Origin of the sequence: Roseibium aggregatum (assembly GCF_014692675.1) — a bacterium.
Lineage (GTDB): Bacteria > Pseudomonadota > Alphaproteobacteria > Rhizobiales > Stappiaceae > Roseibium > Roseibium aggregatum_C.
Genome location: NZ_JABFCZ010000008.1, coordinates 190,256 through 204,843, shown reverse-complemented (window position 1 = coordinate 204,843; position 14,588 = coordinate 190,256). Strand labels below are relative to the sequence as shown.

Annotated in this window: 13 protein-coding genes; 8 read left to right on the top strand and 5 right to left on the bottom strand. The window is 61.7% G+C overall.

Features of this window, described 5'->3' with window-relative positions; all coding sequences use genetic code 11:
* Positions 1-6 precede the first annotated feature (6 nt).
* Positions 7-723 (bottom strand): CDP-alcohol phosphatidyltransferase family protein, encoded by a 717-nt coding sequence (locus HK439_RS09000; protein ID WP_190291065.1) that lies wholly within the window; start codon positions 721-723, stop codon positions 7-9.
* Positions 724-848: 125 nt separating this feature from the next.
* The gene (locus HK439_RS08995) at positions 849-1,703 is read right to left on the bottom strand and encodes a DUF2182 domain-containing protein (RefSeq protein WP_209011659.1); all 855 of its coding nucleotides are present in this window, start codon (positions 1,701-1,703) and stop codon (positions 849-851) included.
* 314 nt (positions 1,704-2,017) lie between these two features.
* On the opposite strand from HK439_RS08995, the gene HK439_RS08990 reads away from it, so the two are divergent.
* A complete protein-coding gene (locus HK439_RS08990) occupies positions 2,018-3,247 on the top strand; it encodes a UbiH/UbiF family hydroxylase (protein WP_190291064.1) in 1,230 nt (409 codons plus the stop codon).
* Here HK439_RS08990 and HK439_RS08985 read toward each other — a convergent pair.
* A complete protein-coding gene (locus HK439_RS08985; RefSeq protein ID WP_190291063.1) occupies positions 3,244-4,302 on the bottom strand; it encodes a CaiB/BaiF CoA transferase family protein in 1,059 nt (352 codons plus the stop codon). The two genes, HK439_RS08990 and HK439_RS08985, sit on opposite strands and share 4 nt — an antisense overlap.
* 47 nt (positions 4,303-4,349) lie before the next feature.
* Positions 4,350-5,303 (bottom strand): AEC family transporter, encoded by a 954-nt coding sequence (locus tag HK439_RS08980; RefSeq protein ID WP_190291062.1) that lies wholly within the window; start codon positions 5,301-5,303, stop codon positions 4,350-4,352.
* A 230-nt stretch (positions 5,304-5,533) separates the two neighbouring features.
* Between HK439_RS08980 and HK439_RS08975 the strand changes: the two genes are divergently transcribed.
* From HK439_RS08975 to hspQ, 3 genes are all read left to right on the top strand, one after another.
* Positions 5,534-6,421: a lysophospholipid acyltransferase family protein gene (locus HK439_RS08975; RefSeq protein WP_190291061.1), complete on the top strand. Its 888-nt coding sequence runs from the start codon at positions 5,534-5,536 to the stop codon at positions 6,419-6,421.
* Between the two features lie 135 nt (positions 6,422-6,556).
* Positions 6,557-7,597 carry an HpcH/HpaI aldolase/citrate lyase family protein gene (locus HK439_RS08970; protein ID WP_190291060.1) on the top strand — a complete coding sequence of 347 codons (1,041 nt, stop codon included), beginning with the start codon at positions 6,557-6,559 and terminating at the stop codon, positions 7,595-7,597.
* 110 nt (positions 7,598-7,707) lie between these two features.
* Positions 7,708-8,031 carry a heat shock protein HspQ gene (gene hspQ / locus HK439_RS08965; RefSeq protein WP_190291059.1) on the top strand — a complete coding sequence of 108 codons (324 nt, stop codon included), beginning with the start codon at positions 7,708-7,710 and terminating at the stop codon, positions 8,029-8,031.
* Positions 8,032-8,144: 113 nt separating this feature from the next.
* On the opposite strand, the gene HK439_RS08960 is transcribed toward hspQ, so the two are convergent.
* The gene (locus HK439_RS08960; protein WP_190291058.1) at positions 8,145-8,762 is read right to left on the bottom strand and encodes an invasion associated locus B family protein; all 618 of its coding nucleotides are present in this window, start codon (positions 8,760-8,762) and stop codon (positions 8,145-8,147) included.
* A 255-nt stretch (positions 8,763-9,017) separates the two neighbouring features.
* Here HK439_RS08960 and HK439_RS08955 point away from each other — a divergent pair, with 255 nt between their 5' ends.
* From HK439_RS08955 to HK439_RS08940, 4 genes are all read left to right on the top strand, one after another.
* A complete protein-coding gene (locus HK439_RS08955) occupies positions 9,018-10,913 on the top strand; it encodes an extracellular solute-binding protein (protein WP_190291057.1) in 1,896 nt (631 codons plus the stop codon).
* 21 nt (positions 10,914-10,934) lie between these two features.
* Positions 10,935-12,563, top strand: a complete 1,629-nt coding sequence (locus tag HK439_RS08950) for an AMP-binding protein (protein ID WP_190291056.1) — start codon at positions 10,935-10,937, stop codon at positions 12,561-12,563.
* A 26-nt stretch (positions 12,564-12,589) separates the two neighbouring features.
* Positions 12,590-13,771 (top strand): hypothetical protein, encoded by a 1,182-nt coding sequence (locus HK439_RS08945; protein ID WP_209011657.1) that lies wholly within the window; start codon positions 12,590-12,592, stop codon positions 13,769-13,771.
* Between the two features lie 84 nt (positions 13,772-13,855).
* Positions 13,856-14,530, top strand: coding sequence for a DsbA family oxidoreductase (locus tag HK439_RS08940; RefSeq protein ID WP_190291055.1), 675 nt, complete (start codon positions 13,856-13,858; stop codon positions 14,528-14,530).
* Positions 14,531-14,588: the final 58 nt, after the last annotated feature.

Sequence of the window (14,588 nt, the reverse complement as noted above, 5' to 3'; positions counted from 1 at the left end):
GGCGTTCTAGAAGAATCGATCCAGAGCCTGTTGTAGGGCCGACACCCCGAGCAGGTAAAGGCTGGACAGGGCGAGAACCATCTCACCGGTATCCGACAAGGTCATGTTACCCATGACCGCCATGGCGGCAAATGCAAACCAGACAGCGGTTACCAGAAGCGTCAACGGACGCCAGCGCCGGACCCGGACCGGATGGGTGAACTTGACCGGAACGAAGCTCATGACACAGCAGACAAGGACAAAGCCGATGGTGAACCCTTCCGAAGGAGACAGAACCATCAGCCCGAAGATCACCATGTTCCAGCCGGCGGGAAATCCCTTGAAGGCCCCGTCCAGTGTCTTCATGCCACTGTCTGCGAAATAGAGTGCGCCGGTAAAGACCACCAGCCCGCCGCAAACCCAGTTCCAGGGTTCGGAAAGCATGCCGCTTGCGGCCAGCGCGAAGGCGGGCAGAAACACGTAAGTCGCGTAATCGATCACGAAGTCGAGCGACGCACCGGACCAGCGCGGCAGGCGCTCGGCGATGTTGAACCGGCGGGCAAGCGGCCCGTCGACCCCGTCGACCACCAGGGCCAACCCGAGCCAGGCGAACATTCCCCCCCACTCCCCACGCGATCCGGCCAGAAGCGCGATCAGCGCGATCGGTGCGCCGGAGGCGGTCAGAAGATGGATCAGGAACAGCGCCGGTTCCCGGCCTTGCTTTTGCGTGGGGATATCTGTCACGGGATTTTCGTCGTTTTGTTTCAGGCAAGGCTTATCGAGCCGAACCCCGGCCTCCGGAACTCAGTATTTCAATTCCGTGACAGTTTGAACAGCTTTTTTAGCTTGGGGAACGTACCGCCTCAGGCTCAGCTCGCCATGGCCAATGCGAGCGCCATCCCCCAGGCAAGACAGAAGACGCCGACCGCCTTGGGAAACCAGAAACTCGGGAACGTCTTCTCGATGGCCATGATGGCGCCGAGGAGGGCAATCCAGACGATGTTCATGACGCCTACGGCGAACATGACCGTCATGACGGCCCAGCAACACCCGAGACAGGCAAGACCCTGCACCACGCCTTCGCGCAGCGCGCCGAAGGCGCCACTCTTGCCGAGGAAGGCCCAGTGCGGGTACCAGCAGCGGTTCAGGCAGGCCCATTTGGCGGGCGTGAACTGATAAATACCGGCGGCGATCAGCACACTCGCCGAAACGGCCAGGCTGAGGGGCGCCATCATCGGGGAAACCGCACCGGCCGCCGTCAAGGCCCATTGGGCAAGCGTGGCAACCAGCGCATAGGCGGCCCAGACCAGCAGATAGCCGGCAGCGACAAGGAGCGTATTCTTCGATGCCTCCCCGCCGGCCGCTGCCGTTGCGTTCTTCTCACGGATATAGGCGCGCAACATCGGGAGCGCCGAGGGCAGCATCATGGCAAGGGCCATCATCAGCCACATCAGATAGACCTTCAAAAGGTCGACAACACCCCAAACGGCTGCCGGCATGCCGAAGGTCGCGGCCGAGGTCGGCAGGCACAGGGCGGCAATCGCCGCGCGTGCTTCCTCCGGCAGGCCGGCATATTGATTGAACAGGTTGAAAAGCCCCATGCCCGGACCGGCTTCGGTCATATCCATGGCGGAGATCATGTCGGCGACCATGACGCCCAGATAGGCCCAGCCCATGAGCACAAGCACGGTGAGGCAGGCCATCACCAGCGGCCAACCACGCATCAGCATTTCCTCGCTTAACGGAGGACGGCGATTTTCTGCAGGTGAGACCCCGTTGTCATCCACGGCCAATGTCCGGTTCGCTCCCTGTTTCATGCAATCTCTTCAGTGCCGTTTCCATTCGGCTGTCGCCCGACGGCAGTTGTCCGGTTTAAACAACATTCTGTACCGCGCCTTGATCTGGCGCATTTGGATCTTGCCAAAGGCCGGTAACTTCCGGCATGCGTCATTGGACCGCGGAAACCGGCGGCAGACGGTCTTGATATCGGGCGAGAATAGCCCATCCTCATGAAAAGCAGAAAACGTGAGCCAGTGCCATGACTGAAAAGCGGAACCCCAGCAAACTGTACGACGTCGCTGTCATCGGTGCCGGGCCGTCCGGACTGACCGCCGCACTCGCGTTCGCGCAAAAAGGACTGGACACGCTGCTGCTGGCCCCTGAGGTCAACCACAGCGACGGACGCACCACGGCGCTGCTTCAGGAGTCCGTCGCTTTTCTTGAAGCCCTCGATGTCTGGGGCAAACTCGCGCCGAAGGCCGCGCCTTTACGCCGGATGCGGCTGATCGACGATACCGGACGCCTGATCCGGGCGCCCGAAGTCACCTTCGACAGCGCCGAGTTGGATATGGAAGCCTATGGCTACAACCTGCTCAACATCGACCTGAATACCGTTCTGGAACAGGAGGCGGATGCTCAGAAGGGCCTGACCTTCGTTCGTCAGGCAGCAGCCGGGTATGAGCTCGGCGAAGACGTGGTCACGATCGAAGACGCTTCCGGCGCAACATATCAGGCGCGGCTTGCCGTTGCCGCGGACGGCCGGAACTCGCTGCTGCGCAAGACGGCAGGGATAGACGTCAAACGCTGGGGTTATCCGCAGGTCGCCCTTGTCCTGAACCTAGCCCACGATCTGCCCCACGGCGACGTCTCGACGGAATTCCACACACCGACCGGCCCCTTCACCCTGGTTCCCCTGCCCGGCCGCAATTCGTCGCTCGTCTGCGTCGAGACGGAAGCCGGAGCGGACCGCCTCTACAAGATGCAGGACGCCTATCTGGAACAGGAACTGGAACAGCGCGCCCATTCGATCCTTGGGAAATTCAAAATCGCCAGCGAACGGCAGAGATACCCCCTCTCCGGCCTCGCGGCCAAGACGCTGGTCGGACGCCGGGTGGCCCTGATCGGAGAAACCGCCCACGTCTTCCCGCCGATTGGCGCGCAAGGGCTGAACCTCAGCCTGCGCGATGTGGCAGCGCTCGTCCGGCTGATCGGAAGTGCCCACGACCGGGGCGCGGACATCGGGTCCGCCTCTGTCCTTGCCGTCTATGAGCGCGAACGCCGGGCAGACATTTCCTCGCGCACGGCCGCGGTCGACGCCTTGAACCGTTCGCTCCTGAACGGGTTCCTGCCGATCCAGCTTGCCCGCAGTGCCGGCCTGTACCTGGCCGACCGGATCGGGCCGCTGCGCCGGTTCCTGATGCGCGAAGGCATCGCGCCGGGCGCCAAGCCCCTCGCAAGCAGCCTGTTTCCGCGCCGGAAGTCGGCCTAGGGCTTCCGGAATTCCGGGACAATCGGCACGACGGATGCATCCACCTCGACAGCGCCGGCGTGAGCATGGAAGCCGAACAGGCCGCGTTCCTCGAAATGCGGGTCGTTGCGCGCTTCCTCGAAAGTCTTGACCAGGCAGGCGCAGCAATCGGCCTTGATCAGATCGTCCTCCCAGTCGCCTGCTTCTCTGGTGGCAAAGGCACTGGCGATCGCCGAGGCTGTCCTTTCCGGGGCCTTGCGATCGTCGCGCAGCTCTTCGGGGATATCGAGCAGTGCGCAGAGCCTTTGCCAGAACTTCTCCTCCAGAGCCCCGACCGCAATCATCTTGCCGTCCGCTGCCGGATAAAGCCGGTAACGCGGCGAGCCGCCGGTCAGGAGCGCGGACCCGAATTCGGGCACAGTCTTGCCCGCCGCATGGAAGGCATGAGCGAAAAGGCCGAAGGTGAACATGGCATCGCTCATGGCGATATCGAGCCAGGTTCCCCTGCCCGTCTTCTGGCGCTGGAGCACGGCCAGAAGGATATTGATCATGGCCGGAAAGGATCCGCCGCCGATATCCGCAATCTGCGTCGGCGGCAGGGATGGATGTTCCAGTGAGCCGCAGGACTGGGCCAGCAGCCCGGTCAAGGCCTGGTAGTTGAGATCATGACCGGCCATCTCCGAATTCGGCCCGGCCTGGCCGTACCCGGAGATCGAACAATAAATGAGCCCCGGAAAACGCGCGCTCAGGGTCTCGTAACCGAGGCCGAGCCGTTCCATCACGCCGGGACGGAACTGCTCAACCAGAATATCCGCACCGGCAAGAAGCGGTTCGAGGTGTGTCAATACGTCCGGCGCCTTGAGGTCCAGTTCGACGACCTCCTTTCCCCGGTTCAGTTGCGCAAACAGCACGGAGACGCCGCCGGCGAAGGGCGCAAACCGGCGCATGTCCTCGCCGCCAGGCCTCTCCACCTTGATCACCCGCGCCCCGGCTTCGGCCAGCATCAGGGTGGCAAGCGGCCCCGGCAGCAACGTGGTGAAATCGAGAACGGTCAGTCCTTCAAGCGGTTGCGGCACATCCATCTCCTCCACTGACGCTCCCTTTTTCAAGGAGTGCCGGAGTTTCAGCCGGTGTGCAAGACGCCGTTGGTGATTGCCCAGATGAACCCGGTCACCGTGACCACCGAGGCCATCGTACCGAACAGGACGAAGCTGGACGCCCGCTGGACATAGACATTGTACTGCTGGGCAATGACGAAGACGTTGGTCGCCGGCGGCAGGCAGGCCATGAGCACCGCAGTCGCCACCCACACCGGGTCGATACCGCCGATCCAGGTCAGGAGCAGATAGACCAATACCGGGTGAACGATGAGCTTGACCACCAGCACGGCCGGCAGTTCGAGCGGCACCCGGCCGGCAGGTCGAAGCGCGATGCTGACGCCCATTGCGAACAGGGCGCAGGGCGCGGCCGCATTGCTCAAGTAGCGCAGCATCGTGTCGACGGCCGCCGGCGGCTTGAAGCCGACCGCCGCAGCGCCCACGCCCAGGATGGTCGCGACAATGAAGGGATGGGTGAACACGCGCCAGAAGATCAGTTGAACCGTCTTGCTGATGGGCTGCTTGTCGGTTCCGCCCACAGCCATCATCAACGGCGCCAGAATGAAGAGCAGCGTGTTGTCGAAACACAGAATCAGGGCTGTCGGCACTGTCGCGCCGGCGCCGAGCACGGCAAGCGTCAGGCCGGGGCCCATGTAACCGATATTGGAATAGGCGCCGGCAATCCCCAGCATGGTGGATTCCGGAATGCTTCCATTTGTCGCCAGGACGCCGATGCAAAAGGAGATCGCGAAAACCGTGTAGGTCGTGAACGTGGTAGCGGCCACGAAGGTCGGGTCCGTCAGCTGTTCAATCGGTGTTTCCGACAAGAGGCGAAAAAAAAGCGCCGGGAGCGCGATGTATATGATGAAAAAGTTCATCCACGCGAGACCGGCTTCCGGCAGATCCCGGATCTTGGCGGCAATAACCCCCAGAAAGATAAGCCCGAAAAAGGGAAAAGCGAGCGCGATGATATCTTGCATGGATTGGTCCGACAGGGATCCTGCGTATCGAAGAAGGTGGCCAATAAACCAGCCGGTGAAGCCGTTGCGCTTGCATCCTCGAAACACCTTGGCTAATCACGCCTAGCCTGTTCACCGCAACGGGTCAATCGCCAGATTGACTGACCGCGGGTCCTGCGCACTCTTGTACACATGGTCTCCAGAGAGCCTGCGCTCAAACGGACTTTCCAGGATCACGATCGAAACCACAGATGGCCCGTTCATCCCCCCTTCAAGATTTCCAATACCGGATCGAAGCCGCCTTCCTGAGGACGGCGATCTTCCTGTTCCGGCTAATTCCGGTGGATATGGCCTCTGCCGCCATGGGCTTTTTCTGGCGCAAACTCGCACCGCTCAACAGCCGTCACAAGCGTGCCCTGAGACATCTGGAACTGGCCTTGCCGGAAACGAGCGAAGGCCAGCGCCAGGAAATCGTCAGGGGCATGTGGGACAATCTCGGCCGGGTCGCCGCGGAAACCTTCCACATCGCCGACCTGATGAAACAGAACGACCGCTTCAAGGCCTATCCCGACGAGCGAACCCAGCAGATCCTCGATGAAAACACGGCATGTATCTGGGTCTCGATGCATTCGGGAAACTGGGAGCTCTGCGTTCAACCTCCGGTGCGGTACGGGCAGAAGGTGACCGGGGTCTATCAGGCGCTCAAGAACCCGATCACGGACGAGATCCTGCGCGACATGCGCAAGGAGCTTTATCGCGGCGGCCTCTATTCGAAGAGCCACCAGACCGCGCGCAAGCTGATCAGCACGCTTCGCCAGGGTGAAAGCGTCGGGATCATGGCCGACCTACGGGAGGCCCGCGGCATCAAGGTGCCGTTCTTCGGCCTGCCGGCCTACGCAACGCCGATACCGGCTTCGCTTGCGCGCACCTGCGGCGTTCCGATCGTCGTCGGACGGGTGGTGCGGACGAAAGGCGTCCATTTCCGGATCGAAGGCCGCTGTATCGATGTGCCTGTGACCGACGACCGCAAGGCGGATATCGAAGCCGCGACGATCGAGATTCACAAGATTTTCGAGGAATGGATCCGCGAGAACCCGGAACAGTGGATGTGGATCCACCGCAAATGGGCCCTGGCCTGAATAATCGGCCTAAATAATCGGCCTAAATAATCGGCTTGAAAAGCCGAACTGAAGAAAGGCTTCCGGTCCACCTTTCGGCGTATGGTTGCGGCGCAACAATCGCGCTATAGATCCTCCAACCACGGAGGACCAATGATGAAAACGCCCCGCTCCTTTTATCAGCCGCTTGCCATCGGTGCGCCCGCACCGTTCCGCGAACTACCGGTGTCTCTGGAGCGGATGATCCACTTCGTTCCGCCGCATGTGGAGAAGATGCGGGCCAAGGTTCCGGATCTGATTTCCAAGGTCGACGTGGTTCTCGGCAATCTCGAGGACGCCATCCCCGCCAACGCCAAGGAGGACGCCCGCAAGGGCTTCATCCAGATGGCGGCCGAGAACGACTTCGGGCAGACCGGCCTGTGGACCCGGGTCAACTGCCTGAACAGCCCGTGGTTTCTGGACGACATCCTGGAAATCGTACCGGCGGTCGGTCACAAGCTCGACGTGATCATGCTGCCCAAGGTGGAAGGCCCCTGGGACATCCACTATCTCGACCAGCTCCTGGCGCAGCTTGAAGCCAAGGCGGGGCTTAGCCGGCCGATCATGATCCACGCCATTCTGGAAACGGCCGAAGGGGTGAAAAACGTCGAGGATATCGCGGCGGCGAGCCCACGCATGCACGGCATGAGCCTCGGTCCGGCGGATCTGGCCGCCTCCCGCGGCATGAAGACCACCCGCGTCGGCGGCGGCCATCCCGACTATGCCGTCCTGAGCGATGCGGTGGAGGGATCGGGGCGAACCGCCTTCCAGCAGGACCTCTGGCACTATACGGTCGCCAAGATGGTGGATGCCTGCCTGTCCTACGGCCTCAAGCCGTTCTACGGTCCGTTCGGCGACTTTTCCGACCCGGAAGCCTGCGAGAGCCAGTTCCGCAACGCCTTCCTCATGGGATGTCTCGGCGCCTGGTCGCTGCACCCGAACCAGATCGACCTCGCCAAGAAGGTTTTCAGCCCGGATCCGGATGAGGTGGCCTTCGCAAAGAAGATCCTAGACGCCATGCCCGACGGCACCGGCGCCGTCATGATCGACGGCAAGATGCAGGACGATGCGACCTGGAAACAGGCCAAGGTGATCGTCGACCTGGCCCGTCTGGTGGCCACCAAGGACCCCGATCTCGCAAAAGTTTACGCTCTCTAGAGGAAGCGGTACTATACTACATCACCAATGCGACCGCGTGATAACGCTTGCAAGCCCCGCTTGCGCGCGTTATCCCGGCAAAAAAGGCCGATTGGTCAGGTGGTTTTAGGATGCGTACGGCAAAATTCAGAATTGGTCAGGTCGTGCGGCACCGGATTTATCCCTTTCGGGGCGTCATTTTCGATGTCGATCCGACCTTCAGCAACACCGAGGAATGGTGGAATGCCATTCCCGAGGATGTGCGCCCGCTTCGCGATCAACCGTTCTATCACCTGCTTGCCGAAAACGAAGAGACCGAATACGTCGCTTACGTCAGCGAGCAGAATCTCGTTGCGGACATGACCGGGGAACCCGTCCGGCATCCGCAGGTCGACGAGATTTTCGAGGAGATGGGCGATGGATCCTACGTGCCGCGGACGGTCGAGATTCACTAAGGTCAGGTCTTGAGAACCTGACAGGTGTCGGCAATGATGCGTTTCGCCAGAATTGAATAACGCCGCACCCCGGAAGGGTGCGGCGTTTTTATTTGCGCGACAGGAACAGACGCTTACTGGGCGGCGTTCTTCTGAGCGTCGATCAGCTTCTGGCGCGCTTCTTCCGCGCGGCGCTTCAGCTCGTCCTGCAACTCGTTCTGCTTCTTCTGTAGATCCGCCACGTCCATAGCCTCGCCCTCATAGACCTTGGTAAAGCCGATCAGGGTGATTTCCAGCGGAATGGCCTTGGCCTGCTGGTTGAACGTGGTCAGGGTGATCTTGTTGCCCTGCTTCATCGAGGCGATGAAACCGTCGTCGACGACAAGTTCGGCAACGCAGGTGGTGGGGACGCAGATGGAATATTTGGCCTGAACCAGCTTACCGTTGTCGATCTGGACGCCCAGGCCAGGCTGGATCAGCCGGCCGGTCGGGACGGCGATGATCAAAAGCTTGCGTGCTTCGCCATCGATTTCCTTGACGCCGAAGCTGCTCAGGAACTGGCCGGTATTGGTCCGCAGTTCAAGGCTGGTGAAGCAGATCTGCTTGTTCACTTTCGGATCAACATTACAGATCTTGACCCAGGGGGAATCGCTTTTTTCATCAGTTTGGGCCGACACACTGACCGCCGAAGAGGGAAGTGCCAGCGCGGCAAGGGCGCAGCCGACCAAAACCCTTTTCAAAATCTTTTTCATTGGAAACATCCTCAACCTTCCGTGCTCGGATCTTTGCGCTTTCTTGCTCCATTCGGCCGGCAACTTCAAGTACCCGTGCCCCAGACAACGCTTTGAAACACCCTAACGCGGCGATTACGGCAATAGGGTGACCGATATGCAACGGAATCCGATTTTGCCGGAACTACTGGATATCATGCATTCGAAGCCGGACCGGCGCGCGCCGAAACCCTGCTTGTGCTAGGATTTCGCGGAGAATCAAACCACGGTTAGGTGATGATCACTGGCTTTTTCCGCAGGTTTGCAACGGCCAAGGGCTGTGCCGTCGCTGTTTTGACCGGATGCCGGCTGGCGTTGGGTGCCGGACTGTTGTTGCTCGTGCCTTTCGTGGCGGCCCAGGCCGCCGACGAGGACGTTCCCTGGGTCCATGCCATCGCCATGCACGGCAAGCCGGCGCTCGCGCCCGATTTCAAATCCCTGCCCTATGCCAATCCCGATGCGCCCAAGGGCGGCGTGCTGACGCTCGGCGTCCAGGGCACATTCGACAGCCTGAACTCGTTCATCGTCCAGGGCGGCTGGACCAGCGCGCGCGGCATGAAGGAGCGCCCCTTCGGCTCCAATATATTCGAAAGCCTTCTCGCCCGCTCCTACAGGGAGCCCTTCACTCTCTACGCCCATCTGGCCGAGCGGGTGCGCATGCCGGAAAGCCGGAAGTGGATCGAGTTCGAGCTGAACCCGAACGCGCGGTTTTCCGACGGTTCCCCGGTGACGGTCGAAGACGTGATCTTTTCCCTGGACATCATCCGCGACAAGGGGCGGCCGCCCTACAGCAACTGGTACGGCGAGATCGTCAAGAAGGAGATTACCGGGGACCATTCGCTCAAGCTCACCTTCGGCGATGGAGACAATCGCGAGCTTCCCCTGCTGATTGCCATGGCGCCGATCTTTTCCAAGGCCCACACCAACGCAGAGACCTTCGACAAGTCGACGCTGACGCCGCTTATGGGAACGGGTCCCTATGTCTTTTCAAAGATCGAACCGGGACGGCGCGTGATCTACCGGAAAAACCCCGACTATTGGGCAAAGGACCTGCCGATCAAGGCCGGTTTCGACAATTTCGACGAAATCCGCATCGAATATTACCGGGACGAGACGACCCTGCAGGAAGCCTTCCGCAAGGGCCTGGTCGACGCCCTGCAGTTCGGCGACCCGGTGCGCTGGGAGACGGGGTTCGACTTTCCGGCCGCCAAAGACGGAAGGGTTGTCAAGACGGTCATTCCAAGAGAAACCCCGGCGAACATGCAGGGCATCGCCTTCAACACCCGTCGCGAGGTCTTCGCGGACCGGGCCGTGCGCGCGGCGCTGTCGATGCTGTTCGATTTCGAATGGGTGAACCGGAACATCTATTTCGGCCTTTACAAGAGGACGGCCGGATACTGGGACGATTCCGTTCTTTCCTCCGTAGGCCGGCCGGCAAGCGAACAGGAACGGGCGCTTCTTGCCCCGTTCCCGGATGCGGTGACGCCAGAGGTCATGGAAGGCACCTGGCGGCCGCCTGTGACGGACGGCTCCGGCCGGGACCGGAAGGTGCTGCGGGCGGCGCTGGGCAAGCTGAAAAGCGCCGGATATGCGCTGAAAGAAGGCCAGCTCGTCAACCTGCAAACGAACATGCCTCTGGCTTTCGAAATTCTGACCAAGAACGAGGACGAGGAAAAACTGGCACTGGCCTATGCCAGAACCCTGAAGCTGATCGGTGTCGGCGTGCAGGTCCGGACCGTCGATCCGTCCCAGTTCGAAGACCGGCGGATCCGCAGGGACTTCGATATGGTGTTCAACACCTGGTATTCCTCCCTTTCGCCCGGAGCCGAGCAATACGGCCGCTGGTCGTCCGCCGCGGCGCGTGCGGAAGGGTCTTTCAACATTGTCGGCGCGCACAGTCCGGCGATCGATGCCCTGATCGACGCCATTGTCGGCGCCCGCACGGAAGACGACTTTATTGCCGCTGTCAGGGCCTTCGACCGTGTCCTGATTTCCGGAGCTTACGCAGTTCCCCTTTTCCACGTATCGGACGATTGGGTCGGCCGCTGGAGCCGCGTCGTGCCGCCGAAAGTAAATTCGCTTTACGGGGTCGAGTTCGATACCTGGTGGTCCGCGGAAGCGGCGGTAAACTGATCGGAGCAAAGAACAAAGACCATGAAAGTCACGCCTGACACCCTGTCCGATCCCTACCATGCAACCGATGCCTGGGGCGACATGACGCTGGACATGCTGTTCCGGCAGACGGCCCAGTTGCATCCGACCCGGATGGCGCTGGTGGATGCGCCCGACCGGGCCAACTGGACGGGCGGAGACAGCCGCAGCCTGACCTATCAGGAGGCCGAACGGGAAATCGACCGTCTGGCCGCGTTCTACCGGGCCATCGGCCTGACAACCGACCATGTCATCGGCGTACAATCCCCCAATACCGTCGACACGGTTGTCGCCATCCTGGCCGCGCTTCGGGCCGGGCTGATCGTGTCAACGCTGCCGCTTCACTGGCGGCAGAAGAACGTGCTGGAAGCGCTCAATTCCGTCGGCGCCAAAGGCTTCATCGCGGCAGACCGCATCGAGACACGAAATGTGGGCGCCGCTGCCCGGGACGTGGCGGCGGATCTTTTCAGTCTCCGCTTCGTTTTCGGTCTCGGCAAGGACATACCCGACGGCCTCATCGAACTCGGACCGATGCTGGCGGAGATGGGCGACGACCTGAGTTTTGACGAAGGCGAACGGGACAAGGCCGCCGATCACGTGGCGACCATTTCATGGACCCGTTCGGGCAGCGAAACGGTTCCGGTCAACCGGTGCCACAATCACTGGATCGCTTCGGCCCGCCAATGCGTGCACGAAGCCGGACTGAAACACGGCGAGCGGATCCTGGTCCCCTACTCCCTGAGCGGCCTGACCGGCATCGGCGCCGGACTGGTCCCCTGGCTTCTGGTCGGCGGGACGCTGCATCTGCATCATCCGACCTCGCTTCTGCAGCTCTCACGGCACGCCAATGCGATCGGGGCCGACTACGTGCTGACCCCGGGCCCGCTGACGCAGATCCTGGACAAGAAACTCGTTCAGGACAGCACGACCATTGTCGCAGCCTGGAACGTCGCCGCGCCGAAGCCGGGCACATATGCGCCGCGTCACAAGGTCGTGGATCTTCACATTGCCGACGAATTCGCGCTCGTGGCAAAGGCGCGCGGGCCGTCAGCGAAGGTTCAGGCGACTCCGCTGGGAAAACAGGCGGGGCCGAACGGGTGTGAGAGCGGGCCAGCCCTTCTGGAATTAGCCGTCAACGAAGGAGAAAACGGGACCTCTGCGCTGCTGCAGGTAAGGGGTCCCATGGTTCCGGATATCGGCTGGCATACGCATTCCGCGCCGCATCCTCATCAACGCGATCAGGACGGCTTCCTGAACACCGGCATCCCGGTCGAGCAGAGCGAAGACGGACTGAAAGGTTTCGGCATCCCCGGCACCCATGCCAACGGCGCCGGCGACCTCAGCGCACTGGACGACATCTATTCCGCATACCCGGGTGTCAGCGAAGCGGCCGCGTTTCTCGTCGAAGACGAGCTTCTCGGGGCCCGGCTCCATGCCGCCCTGGTACCGGTTTCGGGCAATGTTCCGGATGCCAAGGCCTTTTTCGCCTATCTCGATGCGGACGGGGTGGATCTCGCCAAGATACCCTACCGAGTCCTGGTGCTGCAGGCCCTCCCGCGAAACAATAACGGATCAATCGACCGCGAGAGACTGACCTCACGCATCCAACGCCTACCGGCCGCAGTGGCCTGAGCCATACCCGGCGGAAACGGAACCACATGGATCAGGACAATTCACTTCTGTGGCAGGGCCCGGTCTGGTTCGCCGGCCGGCCGTCGCCGGTGAGCGCGGGTCCCATTCCCGGTCTCCCCGGCGATATTGACCTGTTGCAAGCCTATCCCGGTACTGAAGAACCGGATGACCGGCTTCCGAGCGCGATTGTGGTGGATATTTCCTCGGTTGCAGAGGCGGACCGGAACGGTTTCCTTGCCTGGCTGGACGGTTTGATCACCCGGTTGCCCACGGATGTCCCGTTGTTTTTCCTGAGCGACCCGGATGACATCCTGCCGGCGCGGCCGAAAGCGAACGCCACGATCAACAGATCCGTGCCGGACGATGTCCTGTTCAACGCCATCTGCTCCCATCAGCGAGCCCTGATGCGCTTCGAGGAAGCCCGGATCCGACGGCTCGTCTTCGGCCGTATTCCCGGCTATGGAGCTGCGCCCCACTATCGCGGAACCAGCGGACTGCTCGTCGTGGGGCTCGGCGGGCGCTTTCCCGATCTGCAGCAAGCCAGCGACCGGAAGGTCGAGGTCATCGGCGCCTTCACGCGGGACATGGCGGAAAACTACCTGTCCCAGCGGGCGTTCGATGCCGTCATTCTGGACTCGACCCTGGATGAAACCCTGGAAAGCCTGCGGCTGATCCGGATGGATGCCCGCTTTGCCGCCCTTCCCGTCCTGGTGGTGACCGACCGGCTGGAAGATACCGCCATGCTGTTTCGCGCCGGCGCAAACGACGTTTTGAACGTGCCCTTGCATGACGCCAACCTGCGCGCACGGCTCGCGACTGCCATCCGCCACGGCAAACGCCGGAGGCTCGCCGACAAGGTTCTGGCGGAAAGCCACCGCTGGCTGACCCAGCAACTGGGCAGCGGAGGGGTAAGCCAGGCCGACTATGCCCGCTATCTGGAGCGCGCCGGAGATGCGCTCGCCAAGCGCGGGCTGGAACTCTGCGAGATGAAGCTTCTGCCGGAAAACTTCTTCCTGCCAGACCAGACGATCGCGCTGTCGGAAGATCTCTGCGGCACCCTGCTTTCGATCGCCGACGCCACAAGCCGCGAGGAGGATCTGGTCTGCGTGGTCCACGACATAGGCCCTGTCGCGGTGCTGAAAAGCCAAAGAGGCAGGGGCCGGCTGCAGGCCCGGATCGAGGCGATCCTCGGGCACACGGCTCTTTGAACGGCGTCGTTGGAGGCAATGACTGGAACCGTCTGCCGGAAACGCTTATGTTCGGTAAGTTGAAGAGTAGCCGGGAGACGGGATTTGACTGAAGACACACCTATTGCCGTGGACGTGGTGTCAGATGTGATGTGCCCATGGTGCTATATTGGCAAACGGCGGCTCGAAGGGGCGCTGGCCCAGTTGCCCGACATCAAGGTCGCGGTTCGCTGGCATCCCTTCCAGCTTGATTCCACGTTGCCGAAAGAAGGCAAGGATCGGCAGGCCTATCTCAATGACAAGTTCGGCGGTCCGGAGCGGGCGGAAGGCATCTATGCCAGGATCAGCGACGCCGGTCGCCAGGAAGGCATCGATTTCGCCTTCGACAAGATCAAGGTTTCCCCGAACACGCTCGACAGCCATCGGCTGATCCTGTGGTCGCGTGCCGACGACCTGCAGGACGAGGTCGTGGAACGGCTGTTCAAGGCCTATTTCCAGGACGGAGAAGACCTGACCAAGCCGGAGACGCTGGTGAAAATCGCCGATGATGCCGGCATGCAGTCTGACCTCGTCGACCAGCTTCTGGAAACCGACAGCGACCTGGAAAAGACCAAACAGCAGATCGCCCGCGCCCAGGAACTCGGAGTCACGGGCGTGCCCTGCTTCATCATCGACGGACGGTTCGTGATCGCGGGGGCCGAGAAATCGGAGACCATCGCCGCCGCCATCCGGCACGCGGAAGAAACCCGCACCTCCGATCCGGAGGCCGTTTCCCAATAGCGGCTACGGGACCAGACGAAAAAAGCCCCGCCAACCGGCGGGGCTTTGTTTTTGAGAA